Genomic DNA, 15,733 nt, shown 5'->3' on the forward strand with positions numbered 1-15,733 from the left:
ACGCCCTCCTACAGGTTCTGTTCTACAGAGGCGGCGATTCCTTCGGCATGAAGGCCGTAATAAGCGAACACATCTTTGGAAGTGCCGGCGATGACCGGCTCGTCGGGAAGGGACAGGTTTACTACCTTTTTCGGGTAGTGGGCAGACAGGACCTGGCTGACCATCGAACCAAGCCCGCCGGTGGGTGCGTGTTCCTCCACTGTGACGACCAGCCTTGTTTCCCGCGCATTTTCTATAATGCTCTGCTTGTCCAGTGGCTTGAGACAATACATATCCAGTACGGTACACGCGATGCCCTTGGACTGCAGAAGTGCAGCGGCGTCAACGGCGGGCCGCACCATTTCGCCGCAGGCAACGATCAGTACGTCTTCCCCTGCGCCGATTTTGGTCGCGCGGTCCATTTCGAACGGGATGTTGTTTTCTTCATATACATCCGTTACCGGATTGCGGCCCACGCGGATATAGGCGCCTTTGTCATCCTGCAAAAGCGCCTTCATCAGCTTTGCAGTCTGGAAACGGTCACTCGGCAGATAGACGCGCATATGGGGGATCGCGGATAGGGCGGCGATGTCCTGCAGCGAATGGTGGCTCATACCCAACGCGCCGTAGCTGATGCCGCCGGAAATGCCGATCAGCTTGACATTGGTGGAAGAATAGGCCACGTCGATCTTAATCTGCTCGTAGCTGCGCGTCGAAAGGAACGAAGCAGGGGAGGCGGCAAACGGCTTTTTGCCGCAGCTTGCAAGGCCGGCGGCAATGCCGACCAGATCCTGCTCCGCGATACCTGTTTCGATAAACTGCGCTGGATAAGCCTGTGCAAAGGGGGCGAGCGATGCGGAGCCGCGGGAATCGCTACACAGGACGACAATATCATTATCGGACTGCGCTGCCTGTATCAAAGTGTCGCAAATGACCTGACGGTTCGCAATCGTATTCATTGTACGGCCTCCTTTCTTGCCGCGAGATCTTGCAAGATCTGCTGGTATTCCTCATCGTTGGGCACTTTGTGGTGCCAGCCGGCCTTGTTTTCCATGATGGCGGAGCCGCAGCCTTTGACGGTGTTCGCGATCAGGACGCTGGGCTGGCCCTTATGCCATTCCGCCTGCGCGAAAGCGGCATCCAACTGGGCTACGCTGTTGCCATCGGCTACATCGATCACATGCCAGCCGAAAGACCGGAAGCGTGCATGCAAATCGTCGAGCGCCATGACGTCTTCTGTACTGCCGGAGATTTGCAGACGGTTGCGGTCCACGACCGCGCACAAATTGTCGAGCCGGTAGTGTGCGGCTGACATCGCACCCTCCCAGACCGAGCCCTCCGCCAGCTCGCCGTCGCCCATCACAACATAGGCGCGGTAGTCTTTGCCGTCCATTTTGGCGGCAAGAGCCATGCCGACGGCCACTGGCAATCCATGCCCGAGCGAGCCTGTATTCATTTCAATCGCCGGAAGCTTGTTGTTAGGGTGACCGATGTAGGGGGAACCAAATTGAGAGAACTTTTCTGTCGCCTCAGCAATGTCCAGAAAGCCGGCAGCGGCAAGAACAGTCAGATAGGCCTCTACGGAGTGCCCTTTGCTGAGAATAAAGCGGTCACGGTCCGGGGAGGCAGCGGTTTGCGGTGTGATGCGCATCCTGCGCAGATAGAGCGTCATCAAAATTTCCAGAACGCTCATATCGCCGCCAATATGACCGGCCTTTCCGGTACGGATCAGCTCAACGATATCCTTTCGAAGCTCGAAAGAACGCTTTTGCAATGCGGTTAAATCGTCCATAAACGCTTCTCCTTGTGTTGTAGAGATAATCATGATGCAAGTAGTTTGTATGTGCTAAACTGTATTGAATGATTTGGATATTAAAACGTTTCATGAAAAAAGCGATAAGGAGCGGTCTTAATTTAAGAATACGAAACCATACGGAAAAATCAAGACCTATTTTTGAAAAATTCGAATTTTTGTAAAAAACATCCGAAAAAATGCAAGGAAATATGTACAGAAACGATATTGCAAAAAAATGCGCGAGGTGTATAATCAAAATGTGATTAAAACGTTTCAACAAAAAACGATTCAGGTTTGTGCGGGCAAATTACACAATTGCAATATAGTAGAAATCAGGCTACAATGAAAGAAAGGGAAACGATTTGTCTGTAATAACAATTAATTGGAGGCAATATGGCGGAGACAAGAGAAAACGTCAAAAAGGAAAACAGAAAAGCGCGCCGACAGGGTAAAAGCTCAATCAGTGATGTGGCCCGTCTGGCTGGTGTGTCAGTTGGCACGGTATCCAACGCGCTTAATTCGGTGGGATATGTTAAGGATTCCACCCGGAAGCTGGTACTGGACGCAGCAAAAGAGCTGGGTTATGTGCCTAACCGCGCCGGGCGGATTTTGAAAACCGCGAAAACCGGTTTGATCATGCTGGCATTGCCGGATACGTCCAATGAGATATACTTCGGTATGATAGAAGGCGTGCAGGAAACGGTTAAAAAGCAAGGCTACTCCATGTTGCTGTACTATACCAATGGTAAACTAAACGAGGAACTGCAAGCGGTCCGGTTGTTGCAGGAGCGTGTTGTGGACGGCCTGTTCATGGTACACTTCTCCTATGACCAGGAGCTGTTGGACGCCGTTCTGCAAACGCCGGCGCCGATCGTGCTGTGTGGTATGTGCAACCATCTGTGGGCGAACCAGGGGTATCCGTTCGATACTATTTCCATCGATGTTCAACAGGGAATACATGACGCGGTCAAGCACCTCGCTTCGATGGGGCACAGCCGGATCGGATATTTGGCGGGGCCCAAAGGGTTGGAAGTGTATCGGCAGCGCTATGAAGGGTTCCAGACGGCTATGGAAGAGTGCGGGCTTATCTGCCCTGAAACATATGTGCAGTGGAACGATTATAATGAGCGTGGAGGATATAATTCAGGACGCATCCTGTTCCAGATGCAGGACCGGCCGACGGCGATTTGTGCGTCCAACGATCAACAGGCGATCGGATGCTGGGAAGCTGTGCATGACCTGAACGGAAAAATTCCAGAGGATATTGCGCTGACCGGTTTGGATAATCTGAAAATTTCCAAGATTCTCGACATTACCTCGTTTGGCATGCACGAAGACGAAATGGGCGAGGAGGCGGCCAGAATGATTCTTGCCAGACTGAAGTATCCGGCGGAGGAGCCTCAGAACCTTTATTTCCGTCCGCGTCTGATGGTGCGGAAAAGCAGTTTGGAAAAAATATAAGCTGATATGGTGCGGAATACTCTGTATACCATCATATTTATAAAATAAAACGATTCAATGTTTTTGAAAATAATCATAAAAAATACCATATAACACTTTGTAAAAATAAAATGAATCGTTTTAATAATTGCTTGACAATGAAATGGAGGGGAGACGCACAGACACCGTTGGATAACGAAACCAATACGACAAAATGGAGTGAGAAGAATGAAACAGTTAACGGATGCGTTCGTTTTACACAATGGCGTCAAGCTGCCCTGCGTAGGCTTCGGCACTTGGCAGACACCGGATGGAGAGACCGCAGTTCGCGCCGTAAAAGCAGCGATCGAAGCGGGCTACCGACATATTGACGGCGCCGCGGTTTATGGAAATGAAAAAAGTGTGGGTGAGGGCATTCGGTCGGGAATGGAATCAGCCGGCGTGCGCCGTGAGGAGCTGTTTGTGACCAGTAAGGTCTGGACAACGCACCGCGGGTACGAAAAGACGCTGGAGGCGTTCGAAAAGTCGCTGCATGATTTCGGCTTGGACTATTTTGACCTGTATCTGATTCACTGGCCGGCGAACGCGGGCAACTGTGAAAACTGGGACGAGATGAACCTGGAAAGCTGGCGCGCCCTGACCGAGTTGTATCGGGCGGGCAAAGTGCGCGCGATCGGCGTATCCAACTTCCTGCCCCACCACCTCAAATCCCTGATGGAGACCGGAGTAAAGCCAATGGTGGATCAAATCGAGTTCCACCCCGGCTATATGCAGGCGGAAACGGTTGCTTACTGCAAGGAAAACGGGATACAGGTCGAGGCGTGGAGCCCGATGGGCAGCGGAGCGATGTTCCAGAACGAGACCGTCAAGCAGATCGCGGAAAAGTACGGAAAAACTGTGGCGCATGTCTGTGTTCGCTGGTGCCTACAGCACGGGGTCGCCCCGTTGCCGAAATCGGTTACGCCGTCCCGCATCAAGGACAATACGAATGTGTTTGACTTCGTGCTTTCGGCAGAGGATATGGCGGTGATCGACGCGATGCCGCTGACCGGTTATTCGGGTAATAATCCGGATACGTTCAACGTGTTCTAAAATGAAATATTCTATAGATAACAAAACGGGAGGAAGAAAAATGATCAAACGTACTTTGGGCAGAACCGGTTATGAGGTATCCGCGCTAGGACTGGGTGGCTTCCAGTTTACCAGCATGTTCGACGTGGCACCCGAGGAGGCAGACGCGATCATCGATTATGCAATCGCGCATGGCGTGAACCTGATCGATACCGCACAGTGCTATGGCGGCGGCGAAAGCGAAGCGATCGTAGGCCGTGCGCTACAGCGCCATCCGGATGATAAGCCGATTATTTGCGCCAAGGTGGGGCATCTGCACGAGGGCATCCTCGCAGGAATGAAGGAGCGCGCGATCGAGGCGTTTCAGGATCCGAAAAAAATCATGGCCACCATCAAGCATTCCATGTGGCTGATGCGCGTCGACCATTTTGACATCCTGCTTATGCACGAGGTTGAGCGCGAGTGGAAGGCGAACTTTGATACGGCGGACTGCGTGATTATGGAGGTGCTGGAGCAGCTTAAAAAGGAGGGGCTGACCCAGTATATCGGCGGCTCGTCGTGGGACTGCTCCGCGCTGGCGAAGATGACGCGTACCGGTCGGTTCGACGTGGTCATGGTCGCGGGGGGCATCAGCCTGCTCAACCGCTGGATGTTCGATGAACTGATTCCGGCGGCAAAGGAGCACGATGTTGGCGTGCTGGTCGGCGGCTGCTTAGGGCAGAACAACCCGGGGCTGGTCAATAAGGACCGTGCGGCGCTGGAGGCTTTCCTGCAGTCGGAGGATGAAAAGGTAGTCTCGCAGGCGCGCAAGCTCTCCAAGCTGTACGACTTGTCGGACGAGCTGGGGCTGAATATGGTGCAGCTCGCGGTGCGCTATGTCCTGTCTTTCCCAGAGATCCACTCGCATACGCTGGGTGCCCGCGCGCTGGCGCACATCCAGGATAACATCGCAACAGTCGAGATGGGGCCGCTGGCTTCCGAGTATGTGACCCGCATCAATGCGATCCAGGATGAGGGCAACACGGATATGAAGCTCAAGGAATTCACCAATGTGTTCAAGAAATAACAAACATACAGAAAGGACTAGAAAAGTATGATCCAGAAATTAAAATACGGCGAACCGATGCTGAAGGTCAAGTACATCGAGGACGAAAGTAACTACGAGATCAGCATGATGGCGATCCTGATCAACCTGTCCTATGACGTGAAGGAGGACATTCTGCTCGAGGGCATCCCGCTGCAGCCGATGAAAGGCACGATTGTCGGCCACACTACCGTCCCCCATATCGACAAGGCGGTTATTGTGGAAAACTATGAGGAGTTGGCTGCGGATCCCAATGTGTTCGACAAGTTTGCCGAGGCGTGGCCGCAGATGTACACCCTGCGTCCGGAAGAGCGCTTCAAGGGCTTGCCGTTCTACCATGCCGAGGGCGAATTCGTCCACGACGGTATGATCTATATCGATAGCAACTGCATCGCCCAGCCGCATAACCTTGGCCTGCATCAGAATCATCCGCGCGATATCGACGAATACCACTGCCTGCTGCTCGGCGCAGGTGCGATGCAGATGTTTCATGAAAAGGACTTCGACACCAAGTTCCGTGAGATGCAGATGGCGCCTGGCATCGTCCATGACGTGCTTTTTGATGCGAACGGCGGTTACCAGTGGCATCAGTTCCAGTCTTTCGCGCCGACAGTATTCATGGGCATCCACATCACACGGAAAAAAGCGGACTGAGGGAGCGGGATCATGGCCAAAAAAGCGGCATTTTTCCATACGACTCTGGCGACGCCCGCGCCGATGAAAGCGGCGTTCCATGAGCGGTACCCAGATGCGGAGCTGATCACGATCCTAGAGGACGGCGTGCTGCCCGAAGTGATTGCCAACGGTGGGCTGCCGACCCCATCCATCGTCAAGCGGATAGTGGAGTACGGCGCGATCGCACAGGAGCAGGGCGCGGCAGTATTCGTCTGTATATGCACCACGCTGGGAATTGCCGTGCGTGAGGCGCAGAAAGCAGTATCCATCCCGATGTTGACGATCGACGGCCCAATGCTCAAGCAAGCGGTCCAAAGTGGGGAGCGGATCGGCATGCTGATCACGTTCCCGCCGACCGCGCGGACTTCCAAGGCCGCAGCTCTGGCCTTTGCAGCAGACTGTGGGTGCGAAGTGACCGTTGATGTGATCGTGGTGGATGGAGCGCGCGACGCATTGAACGCAGGGGATAAGCAGGAGCACGACCGACTGATCGTAGAAAAGGCAAAAGAGGCGGCAGCGGCTTACGATGTGCTGGTGTTCGCGCAGGTAACGATGCTGGACGCTGCGGAGCAGTGCGGCAGCCTCAGTGTGCCAGTGCTGACCAGCGTCCAGTCTGGCTTGGAGCAGCTTGCGGCATATTTTGCATGACAGGAGGCAGGACATGAAAATCACAGATGTAAAAGCAACGATTCTGAAATACCAGTACGAGAACGGCATTGCGGACGCGCAGAATTTTTTTTCGATCCGTTCCGCTGTGCTGGTGCAGGTCTACACGGATGAAGGGATTGTTGGACTTGGGGAGTCGGCCTGCTTTGGCGGACCTCCGGAAACGACAAAAATCGTGATCGAGACTGAGCTGAAGCCCATCGTACTGGACCAGGATCCGACCAATATCCAGCTCGTCTGGCAGCGTATGTTTGACCGGACCCGTCAGCACGGTAGGAGCGGGCTGATCTTCGCCGCGATGAGTGGCATCGACATCGCGCTGTGGGATATTTTGGGCAAAAAGGCTGGGCTGCCGGTTTATAAGCTGCTGGGCGGCTACGCGGATAAGGTGACGCCCTACGCCAGCTCGGGCTTCTACTCGCGTGGCAAGGATACTCAGGCGATCGCCGCAGAATGCCGCAGCTATTTCGAACGCGGCTTCCGGTATGCGAAGATCAAGATCGGCCGTAATCCGGAGGTGCTGATGACACCGCTGCATAACATGGCGTTTACCGAGGAGTGCCGGTATTCCTTGGACGAGGATCTGGAGCGCGTGGCGGCCTGCTGCGCCGTGGCGAAGGAGTACGGCGCGCGCATCATGGTGGACGCTAATAACAACTGGAACACCTTTACGGCAATACAGATGGGGAAAAAGTTACAGGAAATGGGCGTGTACTGGTTGGAGGAGCCGCTTCATCTGGATAATATCGACGGTTCGGCGGAGCTTGCCGCCGCGCTTGATATGCCGGTGGCAGGATATGAATCCGAGGTCGGATTTTATCGATTCCGCGAATTCATCCAGCGGAGGGCGATCGACATCGTGCAGCCGGATTGTGTCTGGACGGGTGGTATTACGGAATGCCGCCGAATTGCTAACCTTGCGCTGGCGCATAATCTGCCGTGCAACCCGCATGTGTTCTCATCGGGCGTGAGCCTGGCGGCTAACCTGCACTTCCTGGCCTCGCTGCCGAACGCAGGCCTGTTTGAAATGGACCGCAACGTGTATCCGCTGCGCGACGAGCTGCTGACTGAGAAGATCGATATCGCGGCGGACGGTTTCGTCTATGTGCCGCAGGGACCGGGGCTCGGCATTGAGCTGAATATGGATACGGTGGAAAAGTATAAAGCCTGATACCCTGTGGGATAGGGCGCAGCAACACAACGATATACAGGAAAAGGAGCATATAAAAATGGCAATGACAAAGGAACAGGAGAACGAATTGGTCGCCAAGCTGCAGGAGAATATCCGCTTTCAATATGAACCGGAAAACAAGGAGCCGTTGACTAATGAGCGTATGGCGGAGATCGCTAAGGAGCTGGAGCAGTATCCGAGCGGCTTTGTAGCGGCCTGCCTGGAAAAAGGTCACCGCAGAGTGGACTACTATACCTCGCGCATGGATAAATATTATACCGACGCATCCCTACACTGCACAAATACCAAGATCGGCGCGCGTTGTGGTTTTGTCGTGACTATGCGCGTGGGGGTGCCGGTGCCGGAATTTGACGCGCCGACGCGATACGACCTCTTACGCCTGATCGATGCAAGCCCCAAGCCGGTCACGTTGGTCATCCAAGTGGACGAGCCGGAGGCCATGCGTCTGGCCGACAGCAACTTCGGCGGCCAGTATGGACGGGTATGCAATATCCTTGGCGTGAAGAATGTCATCTGCGACGGCGCGATCCGCGATGTGGAGGAGCTGGAGGGCTACGGCATGCAGCTGATGATCCCAGGAACCATTGCCTCCACAGCCCCGTCCATGATCTATGAGCTCAACGGCAAGGTGGAAGTAGCCGGTATGGAGGTCGAGCCCGGCGAGCTGGTCCATATGGATCGGGACGGCGCGGTCAAGTTCAAGGCCGAAATGCTGGAAGAGCTGCTCGCCATGTGCAAAGCGGAAAAGTGGGCGGAAGATGAAACCAATAAGGTGATCGAACAGGCCAAGACGGTGGATGAATGCATCCATGCCTACGAGATCTGCCATCTGCGGTGCAATCCGGCAAAGGAGGACTGACCGCACGCGTTGCGGAAGGAATACTTCCGGCAGAGAACAGGGCGGCTGGCGGTCGGCATCCAGCCGCTCTTCCATTATGATACGGCGTGCAGGACAAGGGAGGAATACAATGGAACACAGGCCATTTTCTTATAAAAATGCGGAGGAATTCAAAGCAGATTGCGCCGTGCTTCAACACGGGCTTCCCTATGCGGAAGATACTTCGATTCTGAGAGAGGCTCTGCAGTGCGGCACCCATACGATAAAAAACCGCCTGCTCGCTCAGCCGATCGAGGGGTTTGACGCGGACGCGGACGGCGGTCCGAATGAGCAGGTCGTCGAGCGGTACCGGCGTTTGTCGCAGGGAGGCTCGGGTACGATCTGGATGGAGTCGATATCCGTCAATTTTGAGGGAAAATCTGGCGCGAAGCAGCTCTGGATCACAAAAGATAATGTTAATAGGTTCCGTGGGTTGGTGGACACCATTCATGAAAGCGGCTGCCCCTATGTGGTGGCACAGCTCACCCATTCCGGCCGATACAGCAATCCGGACGGGCAGCGTCGGGCGATCTGTGCGTTTTCCAATCCGCTCATTCCCAAGGAAAACAGCCGTATCATTACGGACGAGGAACTGGACGGCCTGCGCGGGGACTATGTAGCCGCTGCCCAGTTAGCAGAGCAGGCGGGCTTTGACGCAGTCGATATCCGAGCCTGCCATGGATATCTGCTCAACGAACTGTTCGCCGCATATCATCGCCCGGGACGTTACGGCGGCAGCTATGAGAATCGGACGCGACTGCTGCGCGATATTGTGCGCGATGTGCGGGAGCATACTGGACTGGCGGTAGGGGTGCGTCTGAATGTCACGGATGGTCTGCCGTATCCTTATGGATGGGGCTGTGATCCGGACGATGCGAAAAAGCAGGATATGGCCGAGCCGCTCCGTCTGGTGCAGGAACTGGCGGAGCTGGGGGTTTCCATCCTCAATGTCAGCGCGGGAATCGGTGCCTGCACGCCATATATGATCCGGCCCTATGACCGTGGTGCGGCGATACCGGATGAACACCCGCTGGAGGGTGTCGAGCGCTTGCTGCAATCCGCGCGCATGGTCAAACAGGCGGCGACGGGTGTTTGCGTCGTCGCTTCCGGTTTTACCTGGCTGCGGGACTATGCGCCGATGGTCGCCGCCGGCGGCATACGGGATGGATGGTTCGATTTGGCGGGCTTTGGCCGCCAGTGGGTTGCAGCCCCATACTATGCAGACGATATCCTGTCCGGCCGGCGGCTGCAAAAGCCCTGTATGGCGTGTGGGGGCTGTACGGCGCTGATCAAGAGTGGGCAGGAAATGCGTTGCGTACGGAAATAACGAGGAAAGGAGACAACCATGCAATACAAATTGGGGCTTTTGGCGAAAGATATCCATAATTCCGTGCTGCCCCGTGCCTATACGTTCTTCGGCAAAAGCATCGGCGTGGATGTGGATTTCACCATCTGCAATGTGCCGCCGGAACGGCTGGACGAAACCGTGCAGACTATGAAAGAGCAGATGAAGGGCTTTACGGTGACGATGCCGTATAAGGTGAAAATCATGGAATACTGTGATGCGTTGGATGAGTCGGCAGAAAAATGTGGCTCAGCCAATACGATCCTTGTGCGGGATGGCAAGCTGATCGGCTATAATACCGATGGCTGGGGCATGATCAAATCGCTTGGGCTGAAAGGTGTCGATTTTGCCGGAAAGCATGTGGCTATGGTCGGTGCGGGCGGCGTTGCCCTGTCGATCGCGTATAACCTTTCTGTAAATAGCGTAGCAAAGGTGGATGTACTCAACCTGTTCGAGGAAGAGACAAAGCGGCTGACCGACAGGATGGGGCCTCTGTTTACCGGTCATATACTGAATGCGGAAAATCTGTGCGCCTGCGCGGACGGTGCGGATGTATTCATCAACGCCAGCGTTTTAGGACAGGTCGGCTATGACGATTATGCGTCGCTGGACTTCCTGGACAGGCTTCGGCCGGACGCGGTGGTGTTTGATGTCAATTATTCCAATCCGGCTGCCCGGCTGCCGGCTGCGGCGGCCGCACGCGGGCTGCGCAGCTATGTTGGAAATACGATGAGTTCCTGCCAGGGGATCCGCGCGATGGAGATCTGGACCGGTACCGCGCCCACAGATGAAGCGGCGTGCGAACTGGTCGCCCTGATCGAGCGCGGGGACTGATAGGACAAAAACAGCAGAAAAAGGAGTGAAACACAATATGGATAAAAAAGATACGATCCGCAAGGCATTTGAGGCGGGCGGCGGGATTTTTCGTATGGTCCCCACTTTCGTAACCAGAACCTTTAACCTGCCGGGCTACCGCCTGAAAATCCATCCGGACGATTATTATGCCTACGGTATGGAGGCGGGCGCGGTCATGGAGCGCTGGTTCAGCTCGGTGAACCGTACCCGTAACAATAACCTGAAGCGTGAGGACGAGGGACTGAGCTATATTCTCTGTCCGGATGGACAGCAGATCACGCTGGCTGACGCGGTCGCGGAACTGAAAGAGGAATTGATAGGCAGGGAATTGCAGGAGAAGTACGGCACATGGCCGATTTTCGCCAAGTTTTTTGACTACAAAAATCCGCTGTATTTCCACTTCCATCCGGACGACGCAGTAGCGGAAAAAGTTGGATGTTCGGCCAAGCCGGAATGCTATTACTTCCCACCGCAGTTGAACAACTATGCAGGCGAGCGCCCCTCGACCTATTTCGGCTTCAACCCGAATGTGACGAAAGCGGATGTGCGGGAACGGCTCGAGCATTTCGGGGACCGTGACACCCATATCACATCGCTTTCCCGCGCGTTCGATCTGGAGATCGGCACAGGCTGGTACATACCGGCCGGCGTGCTGCACGCGCCAGGTTCCCTGCTGACCTATGAGCCGCAGTGGAGCACAGACCTGAACTGTGTGTTTGAAAATGTCGTCTGCGGCGAGGTATACGCGGAGAGGTTCCTGACCGACATCTGTCCGCCGGATGAGGAAAATAAGGTGGATTATATCATGGATGCGGTGGACTGGGAGAAAAACTTCGATCCGGACTTCAAGGAGCACTATTTCCGCCCGCCGGTAGAGCTGTCCAAGACGGATGAGAACCTGACGGAAAAGTGGATCTGCTACGGCAATGATTACATCACCGCCAAGGAAACGACCATTGCGCCGCGCAGCACGGTCACACTGACCGACCGCGCCGCTTATGGCTGTGTTCTGCTGCAGGGCTACGGCAAATTCGGCAGTTTCGACGCGGAGGCAGTCAACATGATGCGGGTCGGGGACTTGACTGCGGATGAATTCTTCGTGAGCAAGGATCGCGCGCAGAGCGGTGTCCGAATCACGAATAACAGCCAGACTGAACCGATGGTAATCCTCCAGCATTTTGGACCGGATAACGCGGTTTATGTGCAGAAATAATCAAACGGAGCGGTACTTTGTACCGCTCCGTTTGATTGTTTAAAGAATAAAAGAGAATGTACAGTCAAACATAGCGCATGGCTGCAGCGGGGAGGCGACAGCAGTGCGTCGTCTGCGTCAGCGCGATGCCGGACGGCTGCCAGTCGATAGCGAGCAGGCGGGGAGCGATCAGAAGAAGGCGGGGATACAACAAGAGGGGCGCGTCTTCCAGTTCGGATCAGATGCGGTAGCGTCCGCTTTGGAAATATAGTGTTGATTGATAAGACGTTGAGTGGCAAATCCTAATATCTGGCACGGGGCCGCGTGTTACACGGACGCATGCGGTCAAGCCTCAGCCGACTGGAGAGACTCCTGCGGGGGGAGGGGGGCAGAGAGTTTTGTAAAAATTGCTGTTGTTGCTGTGGTCAAGCATGTTGTCATGTTACCTGTAATATGTGAAAATAGGATAAACAAAACGTGAAAACCTCTAAAACCGCATTTGAAGAGGCCGGACGCGCCAACGCGACAATCAGGGGATACATTTTACGGATGCTGGTCAAGAGCCGCCAGCATGCCTTATGGTTCGGCGCATCTCCAACGACCTGATGAAAGGCGGCCTGGTTTCCGATCCTGACATTTGGGAGCCACTCAAGTATCTTACCGATATGGGGCTAATTGAGTTCACCGATGTACGCATCACGCCCTACACAGCCTATGAGCGTGACGGCGTGGCCCGTCTGACCACCAAGGGGATTCGGTTCATTGAGAACGGCGGCGATGATGAAGCGTGGATTGATCTGTAATGGCTGATAAACCGCGTAAGCCGCGCTCTGATTCACGAATGTACCAGTTGCCAAAAGGGGGGATTAGGTAAACGAAATGCTGACAAAGGACAACATGAGCTAACGTGACATTCAGCACTGGCTTGAGACACAACATAGCACGAAGGTCAGCATTTCGTCAATCTCCCACTATGTTTTCCGTATCTATGAGACGGCGGATCGTGTGGCGAAAGACCTCGAAAAGACAAAATTCATCGTGGATTTGATAGGTGAAAATTGCGATATTAACACGGTGAAAGTGACCACAGCAATTATACCTATCCTAATTTCTGTTGCTTAAAAGCCTTGAACAACTTTAAGACGATAATTATTTCTTTCTTCTGTGTAACCGGAAAGCGGAGAACGCTGAGGAATTCCTCTATAGCTGGTATACTGCCAAGCCGTTACTTCAAGCAGGGGCAACATGAGCGGGTGTGCGTGACATGCCTCCCCCTAATGTTACCCCTAACATAATGAAAGCAACGAGATCTATGTGCTCCAAATGGAAAAATAAGTTGAGATAACTGCAATAAAATGAAAATAATAGAAGTTTTTTGGAGGTATATACTGCAAAAAATGACTTCGAATCCCACCTTCTCCGCCATATAATCGCACTTTTTCTTGATGGAAAAGTGCGATTTTTTAGTCCCAATTTCCTTGTCGATCCACATGCTCCCGTCGGATAACTATGCAAAATGTTTTGCAATATTGCCTGAAATATAGTAACTTTGGTACTATAAGAAAGAGAGAGGTGCCGCATGGTGCGGAAAACAGTCTGTACCTCCGTGTTGAAGGCCGTGCTGGCCGGGCTGCAGTCGGGCGCATAGGACGGTTCAGAGTTCTCGATGAGTTGCTGGGCGCAGGAGGGCGTGGCTGCAGCCTACCAAAGCAGGGCCGTTTCGGACGAGTTTGATTTGGGTGCAGATTGCCTATTCTTTGGGGAATCTGGTGTTCGGCGGCAGCAATAACCCGTCGGACAAAAACTGCCTGATCTACCGGCATACGTTTACGCTCGATCTGTACAGCCGTCAGGTTGCTGCCTCCTCTCATCAGGCCATTCCCTGTTTGGTTTCTTCCGTATCGTGGCGGAACGACTACCATCCTGTAAAGCGCTGAGTGTTTTCACCGGCCTTTAGGTTGGTGAGAACAGACAGGGTGTCAATATACAAAGAACAGTCTCGGATCAGATCCGAGGCTGTGTGGGTTGTGATCTGCCAAAGTGCCAAAATGGGGGAGGGGCTCTGCCGGATAAAACTGCCGAACTGTGGCGTTGTGAAGCCGGTTTCTGTTTAGACAATAGGATAGATCTTGCCCTTGCTGATGAGCCTTGCGCGGAGTGGAGGGCGAATGCGTTTTTACATACATATACTCTTGAACTTCTTTTATAAGTGAATTTATATCACAAAGAAAAAGGGGCGGCTGTGATACCACAGCCGCTCTGGTATAATCATTTCGCTTAAGGATAGCGCGCCGCTCGGTATCATGATAAACTGATATGGCTTGACTCCATGCACCGGCCTGCCTTTTACGATAAAATAAAACCGGCGTGGGAGCAAAAATAAACCGTTTCCCGTGAACCGTGCGGATACACCGGAGGCGCCAATCCCATTGCCCTCCTATGCTTCGCAAGGCAAGTCGGGAATCTCGTCGCATAATTTGCGGCCTGCCCTCTGCCGCAGATGTTCGTTTGCCTGATTGAGCGGGCCGAACGTTTGGCATGGGCAGAACACATATCGGCAGGCATCCATTACAGCACATGCGGACTGTAACGTCTGTTTGGTGATCGGCTGATAGGCATGTTCGGAAATGACCTCCGCTGCCAGCATGGACGCGACAGGATAATCCATGTCGTTTTCATGCAGGATTCCGGCGGCGAACGGGATGCCGTGCTGTTGCAAGCGGCGGTATATCGGGAGTCCGCTGCCGCCTCCGCCGATGACAAACACCTGCGGCTGCCCCCGCGCTGCCTGCAGTTCTGGAAAGCCAAAGGCTTCATTATAGGAACCGGAGGTGATTCCATACAGTTCGGCAATATAGCCGCCGGAGAAAATCTCTTCCGACGTACCGTAGCGGTCTACCGCGTTGTGCCGGACACAAAGGATGTGATCGGATACCTTTTGCGCCAGATCGATCTCGTGCAGGGACATAACGACCGCCAGTTGTTTTTCGCGCACCAGTTGTTTGAGCATAGACAATAATTCGAGCTTATAGCGGATGTCCAGAAAGGAGGTTGGCTCGTCAAGCACGATTACTTCAGGCTCCTGGCAGATGGCGCGTGCCAGAAGTACGCGCTGCCGCTGCCCGTCGCTGATCTGCGAAAAGTCGCGGTCATACAGCTCCTCCGCATGCACCAGCGCCATAGCTTCCCGCACTTTGCGGCGGTCAGCGGCGGATAAAACGCCCATAAGCCCTGTATAGGGATACCGTCCCGTGCTAACTATATCCCCGCAGGTCATCAGTTCAGGCTGGACACGCTCAGTCATCAGGACGGACATCGACTGTGCAACTGTCTGCTCCGACAGGCTGCGCATCGCGCGGCCGTCCAGATATACGGTCCCGCCAATCAGGGCAAGCTGCCGAATGATGCTTTTCAATATAGTGGATTTACCTGCGCCATTCGGCCCGATGAGCGACAGGATCTCGCCTTTGCGGACGTGAATCTCAATATCGCGGATCAGAGGAACGCCGCGATACCCTACTGTCATGTGTTCCGTGCGGATTTTATAGGTATCCACAGCGGC

The 15,733-nt window shown here is 54.0% G+C and carries 16 protein-coding genes; 13 read left to right on the forward strand and 3 right to left on the reverse strand.

Going from position 1 to position 15,733, the window contains the following annotated elements; all coding sequences use genetic code 11:
- Nucleotides 1-8: 8 nt before the first annotated feature.
- Both RX717_RS06330 and RX717_RS06335 read right to left on the reverse strand, forming a co-directional pair.
- Nucleotides 9-938 (reverse strand): transketolase family protein, encoded by a 930-nt coding sequence (locus RX717_RS06330; protein ID WP_107630673.1) that lies wholly within the window; start codon nucleotides 936-938, stop codon nucleotides 9-11.
- Nucleotides 935-1,771, reverse strand: a complete 837-nt coding sequence (locus RX717_RS06335) for a transketolase (protein WP_107630672.1) — start codon at nucleotides 1,769-1,771, stop codon at nucleotides 935-937. Before RX717_RS06335 ends, RX717_RS06330 begins: the two co-directional genes overlap by 4 nt.
- 396 nt (nucleotides 1,772-2,167) lie before the next feature.
- Here RX717_RS06335 and RX717_RS06340 point away from each other — a divergent pair, with 396 nt between their 5' ends.
- The 13 genes from RX717_RS06340 to RX717_RS06400 all read left to right on the forward strand — a co-directional run bounded on the left by RX717_RS06340 (nucleotide 2,168) and on the right by RX717_RS06400 (nucleotide 14,108).
- Nucleotides 2,168-3,235 (forward strand): LacI family DNA-binding transcriptional regulator, encoded by a 1,068-nt coding sequence (locus tag RX717_RS06340; RefSeq protein ID WP_107630671.1) that lies wholly within the window; start codon nucleotides 2,168-2,170, stop codon nucleotides 3,233-3,235.
- A gap of 207 nt (nucleotides 3,236-3,442) precedes the next feature.
- Complete coding sequence (locus tag RX717_RS06345) at nucleotides 3,443-4,306, forward strand: aldo/keto reductase (protein WP_107630670.1); 864 nt, start codon at nucleotides 3,443-3,445, stop codon at nucleotides 4,304-4,306.
- Nucleotides 4,307-4,346: 40 nt separating this feature from the next.
- On the forward strand, nucleotides 4,347-5,351 hold the full coding sequence (locus RX717_RS06350; protein WP_159068041.1) for an aldo/keto reductase: 1,005 nt from the start codon (nucleotides 4,347-4,349) through the stop codon (nucleotides 5,349-5,351).
- Nucleotides 5,352-5,378: 27 nt separating this feature from the next.
- A complete protein-coding gene (locus RX717_RS06355) occupies nucleotides 5,379-6,023 on the forward strand; it encodes a hypothetical protein (protein ID WP_107630668.1) in 645 nt (214 codons plus the stop codon).
- A 12-nt stretch (nucleotides 6,024-6,035) separates the two neighbouring features.
- On the forward strand, nucleotides 6,036-6,692 hold the full coding sequence (locus RX717_RS06360; protein WP_107630667.1) for an aspartate/glutamate racemase family protein: 657 nt from the start codon (nucleotides 6,036-6,038) through the stop codon (nucleotides 6,690-6,692).
- Nucleotides 6,693-6,705: 13 nt separating this feature from the next.
- The gene (locus RX717_RS06365) at nucleotides 6,706-7,881 is read left to right on the forward strand and encodes a mandelate racemase/muconate lactonizing enzyme family protein (protein WP_107630666.1); all 1,176 of its coding nucleotides are present in this window, start codon (nucleotides 6,706-6,708) and stop codon (nucleotides 7,879-7,881) included.
- Between the two features lie 58 nt (nucleotides 7,882-7,939).
- Entirely contained in the window at nucleotides 7,940-8,761 is an 822-nt protein-coding gene (locus RX717_RS06370; protein ID WP_107630665.1) for a hypothetical protein, read from the forward strand.
- A 109-nt stretch (nucleotides 8,762-8,870) separates the two neighbouring features.
- Entirely contained in the window at nucleotides 8,871-10,106 is a 1,236-nt protein-coding gene (locus RX717_RS06375; protein WP_159068040.1) for an NADH:flavin oxidoreductase, read from the forward strand.
- Between the two features lie 18 nt (nucleotides 10,107-10,124).
- Nucleotides 10,125-10,958, forward strand: coding sequence for a shikimate dehydrogenase family protein (locus tag RX717_RS06380; protein WP_107630663.1), 834 nt, complete (start codon nucleotides 10,125-10,127; stop codon nucleotides 10,956-10,958).
- 37 nt (nucleotides 10,959-10,995) lie between these two features.
- Complete coding sequence (locus tag RX717_RS06385; RefSeq protein WP_107630662.1) at nucleotides 10,996-12,192, forward strand: hypothetical protein; 1,197 nt, start codon at nucleotides 10,996-10,998, stop codon at nucleotides 12,190-12,192.
- Between the two features lie 103 nt (nucleotides 12,193-12,295).
- Complete coding sequence (locus tag RX717_RS06390; protein WP_159068039.1) at nucleotides 12,296-12,442, forward strand: hypothetical protein; 147 nt, start codon at nucleotides 12,296-12,298, stop codon at nucleotides 12,440-12,442.
- Nucleotides 12,443-12,749: 307 nt separating this feature from the next.
- Complete coding sequence (locus RX717_RS06395) at nucleotides 12,750-12,974, forward strand: hypothetical protein (protein WP_107630661.1); 225 nt, start codon at nucleotides 12,750-12,752, stop codon at nucleotides 12,972-12,974.
- 936 nt (nucleotides 12,975-13,910) lie between these two features.
- Entirely contained in the window at nucleotides 13,911-14,108 is a 198-nt protein-coding gene (locus RX717_RS06400; RefSeq protein WP_054326167.1) for a hypothetical protein, read from the forward strand.
- Between the two features lie 500 nt (nucleotides 14,109-14,608).
- On the opposite strand, the gene RX717_RS06405 is transcribed toward RX717_RS06400, so the two are convergent.
- Nucleotides 14,609-15,727: an ABC transporter ATP-binding protein gene (locus RX717_RS06405; RefSeq protein ID WP_407923207.1), complete on the reverse strand. Its 1,119-nt coding sequence runs from the start codon at nucleotides 15,725-15,727 to the stop codon at nucleotides 14,609-14,611.
- Between the last annotated feature and the right edge of the window lie 6 nt (nucleotides 15,728-15,733).

It is taken from the genome of Intestinibacillus sp. NTUH-41-i26 (assembly GCF_032769475.1).
GTDB lineage: Bacteria > Bacillota > Clostridia > Oscillospirales > Butyricicoccaceae > Agathobaculum > Agathobaculum ammoniilyticum.